General features: G+C 40.6%; 5 protein-coding genes. All 5 read right to left on the bottom strand.

The genetic code is table 11. The features are described 5' to 3' along the window. Positions 1 to 381: 381 nt before the first annotated feature. Positions 382 to 1,455: an AAA family ATPase gene (locus Xind_RS19380; protein WP_187650919.1), complete on the bottom strand. Its 1,074-nt coding sequence runs from the start codon at positions 1,453 to 1,455 to the stop codon at positions 382 to 384. Between the two features lie 5 nt (positions 1,456 to 1,460). Next, positions 1,461 to 1,745, bottom strand: coding sequence for a hypothetical protein (locus Xind_RS19375; RefSeq protein ID WP_187650918.1), 285 nt, complete (start codon positions 1,743 to 1,745; stop codon positions 1,461 to 1,463). After that, positions 1,742 to 1,942 (bottom strand): hypothetical protein, encoded by a 201-nt coding sequence (locus Xind_RS19370; protein ID WP_187650917.1) that lies wholly within the window; start codon positions 1,940 to 1,942, stop codon positions 1,742 to 1,744. The genes Xind_RS19375 and Xind_RS19370 overlap by 4 nt, the downstream gene beginning before the upstream one ends. Before the next feature lie 174 nt (positions 1,943 to 2,116). Next, positions 2,117 to 2,713, bottom strand: a complete 597-nt coding sequence (locus tag Xind_RS19365) for a hypothetical protein (protein WP_187650916.1) — start codon at positions 2,711 to 2,713, stop codon at positions 2,117 to 2,119. Between the two features lie 30 nt (positions 2,714 to 2,743). Then, positions 2,744 to 3,173 (bottom strand): hypothetical protein (locus Xind_RS19360; RefSeq protein ID WP_222941870.1); only part of this gene is annotated, 430 nt, incomplete at its 5' end.

Here is a 3,173-nt window from a genome sequence, read left to right as displayed (position 1 = left end):
TTGTTGTCTGCTTCAAGTTCGTAGCGACGACCTTCCGATACTTCATCGGGGATTGTTTCTTTACTGTAAGCTACGTAGTACTGAACTATTGCCATATATCCACCTTTTCTATTCTATTACCCAGTAAATATTTCTTTGGTTGGTTAAATTGCGTAAGTGATAGGGTTGGGTTATAGGGTTCTATTTGGATTACCGAGCACGGTCACTCGGTGTTGAAAGTCAGTGGGTAGATATACCTTCCCCCTTGATATCCTTTCGTGAGGGTTTTTCTTAAGATCTTCCCTTCTTTTCCTGTCTGACTCCTTATGACATTCAACGCATCTGTTGTGTTTTATATATCGCAATGTATGGCCTAACTTACACGGACTACCTTCAAAATATTTATTCGGTGACTGGCTCATTGGATTGTTTCTCCATAGCCATAGATTTAATTTTCCCGTATCCTTGTTTTAAGATTTCGCTATTCATTCCCTCAATAGCAGTCCAGCTTCTGGTGCCGAAAACATCTTCCATCACGTCTAATCGTTGTGCTTTTGCTTCTGAGCCATTGCCATCCAGTCCCAGTTTTACAAACAATCCTTTTATTTCTTCGCACAAAATTTCTCTCTGGCGTTTCTCATACTGGAATCCATCATCCGTAATTTCATTGGCAAACAGGATTGCACTATCGTGCTGCTCCATAGAATCGAAGTGCTTACCGCCAATGTTAAGAAAATCAAAGTGTGGTGCGAACGTCTGGAACGTGGGAAAATCAAACTCCTGCCCATTGAGTCTGTCAGTGCGATCCTTTTCGACTAATGCACGGTTGATAATTCGGCCGTTTTCCCTGTGCTTTATCATTTCGATAAGTAGTGATGGCTCATACCCCATTTCCTTCTCAGTAGCCATCTTTGTACCGTTGGTAATGAGTTCCATCTTTCCTGTTTCATCGTTTTTCTGGTACTCGTAAATAGATCCTGCGCGGCCACAAACTATGGCGTGTATCTTTGATGAAAGGAACAGGTCAGTAAATTCAGCCCATTTAGCCTTGATGGGCTTCCAGTGGTGAAACTCAAGCTGGTAAACAGGCTTGGCGCGTGGGTTATTTTTTTGCCGTTGGGTATTGAGTTGTTTCAAATAACTATCCTGACAATCTTTCCATACATGGGTGATTGAGTCAGCGATAATAATCGAACATTCCTGCTCAGCTTCTCGCCAAAATCCCATCAAGTCTTTGATTGCCCGACTCTCGTCGTATACCAGAAACTCAATTCCGGCAGCCTCAAAGAATGGGATAATGTAGGTTGCCGCTGGTTCTGTATCAAACATCGCAACAGGTTTTTTTAGGTTGTACGTCTTCCATAGCCCGACAGCAATTTCCGTTGCGGTTCTGGTCTTTCCTGATCCTGCGTCACCGTATATTCCAATTTTTGCAAACGCCTGTTTGCGTTCAGCTCTTCTTAGATAACTTTTCATATCATTTACTCCTCTACTGCTCCTCGTCTCTTAATTTCCAATAAGCTCAGGTCGTATAAGAGGCTATTCAAACATTCCTGAGCATCACTATCTTTATCGAGTAACTCACCGAACGTTTCCATCATTTTTTGGGATAAGATACCTTCAGGATCTTCCGGCAACTTGTCATACAGCTCTTGGGCTTTTTCGCCTTGTTCTTCCGCTATCATTTCCTTATAAGCCGCTTTCTCTTCTGCTTTATCCCATTCCAGTTCCTGCCTAAAGTACGGATTACAATCGAAGTGCCTCATGCGACCCCCTCATCCTGATAATGGTCATTGAGAACAGAAATGATATCTTCACGCTCCAGTGTGGAATTAAGCATAATTTCCCTGCCGTTGCCCTCCAGTTGCCATTTGGTATCATTATCAATGAATAATATGGATCCGCCGCGCCCATTGGACTCAGTTCTGAATCGGCCATTATTGAGATTAATTTTTAATGCCATAGTTACCTCCCGTTGTCAGACTGGAATAAATACAATTAATGAGACGGTGAATAAGGCGATACGGCGCTTCCTTGCGCGCCGGTTCCTGACAGCCTGCGGTTTTTTGGGAATGACCGCGCACTCATCAAACAGTGTATTACGCATGTAAAAAGCCCTCGTTAGCGAAACGATTCGTTATTTTTGGGATGGATTATTTAGAGAGAGTTGCTTTGATTCTAATGCGTGTTGCTGACGAGCTGTATTTATAACCATTTCAGCAAATTTATCTGAAACATTTTCTCGAATTCCATTATTTACGGCATTGGTAATCGCTCGATCAATATCTTTTTGAATCACGCTAATTCTTTTACTAACTAATTCTTGCATTCTATCACTCATTAGATATTTGATTAATGGAATTCCATCATAGCTGTTTGTGAAATTACCGTTTTTATCCACTTTCTTCTCTAAGGTATTATCAAAGCTTTTCTTGATTAGGTCGGTAATCGTTAGACGCTCTTGAATATCACCCCATTTATCAGTAACTGTAACTTCTTTTTTCAGCCATTCATCAGCAAATGCGATAGCTTTCTTTTCAATGGTAGCTTTCGCAGAATTTATAGATTCATTTATTGCCTGATTAATTTGTTTCGATGCTTCTTTTTCTACTTTATCCAAACATTGTCGTGAAATGGACTTTTTAACTCCCTCAATAATTTGATATTTAACTTCTTCATCGATGTTGCCATCTTCTTCTAACCAATCTAAGTCTACTGTGATGTTTATTTTCATTTTCTACTCCTATTTATGTGATAATGAAAATTATTTCTGAGTTAAGGAAATAAGCGCTTTGGCGTGGAGTTCGGCAGATTCGCGGTCGAGGTGGATTAGGCCGCTGAATAATCTATCTATATCATTATCGATGTTTTCACCCCAACAATGAGAATCTGCGTCTGGCGTTCCAAATGTATTTATATCAGGACAATAGTATTCGTCACATTCTTCCAGCGGCTTTCTAACTGGCTCAGGAACGTCGATATTCCCGATTTTGATAGTAGGAGTTACTATGCGATATTCAGTAAACCTGTCAAAAGTCATATTTGAACCGCATTTTTTCCAAGTTTCATGGTTATACAATCTATGTTCAAAATACTCCCACGGCTTATCGGTAATCTGAGCCAACCTTGCGTACTCAGACATTAAATCAGCGTGAATGTGTTTAGTCATCGTTATTCTCCAGTGGCATTGCACC

This window comes from Xenorhabdus indica, from assembly GCF_014467235.1.
GTDB lineage: Bacteria > Pseudomonadota > Gammaproteobacteria > Enterobacterales > Enterobacteriaceae > Xenorhabdus > Xenorhabdus indica.
This window is presented reverse-complemented; position numbering and strand designations above follow the sequence as displayed.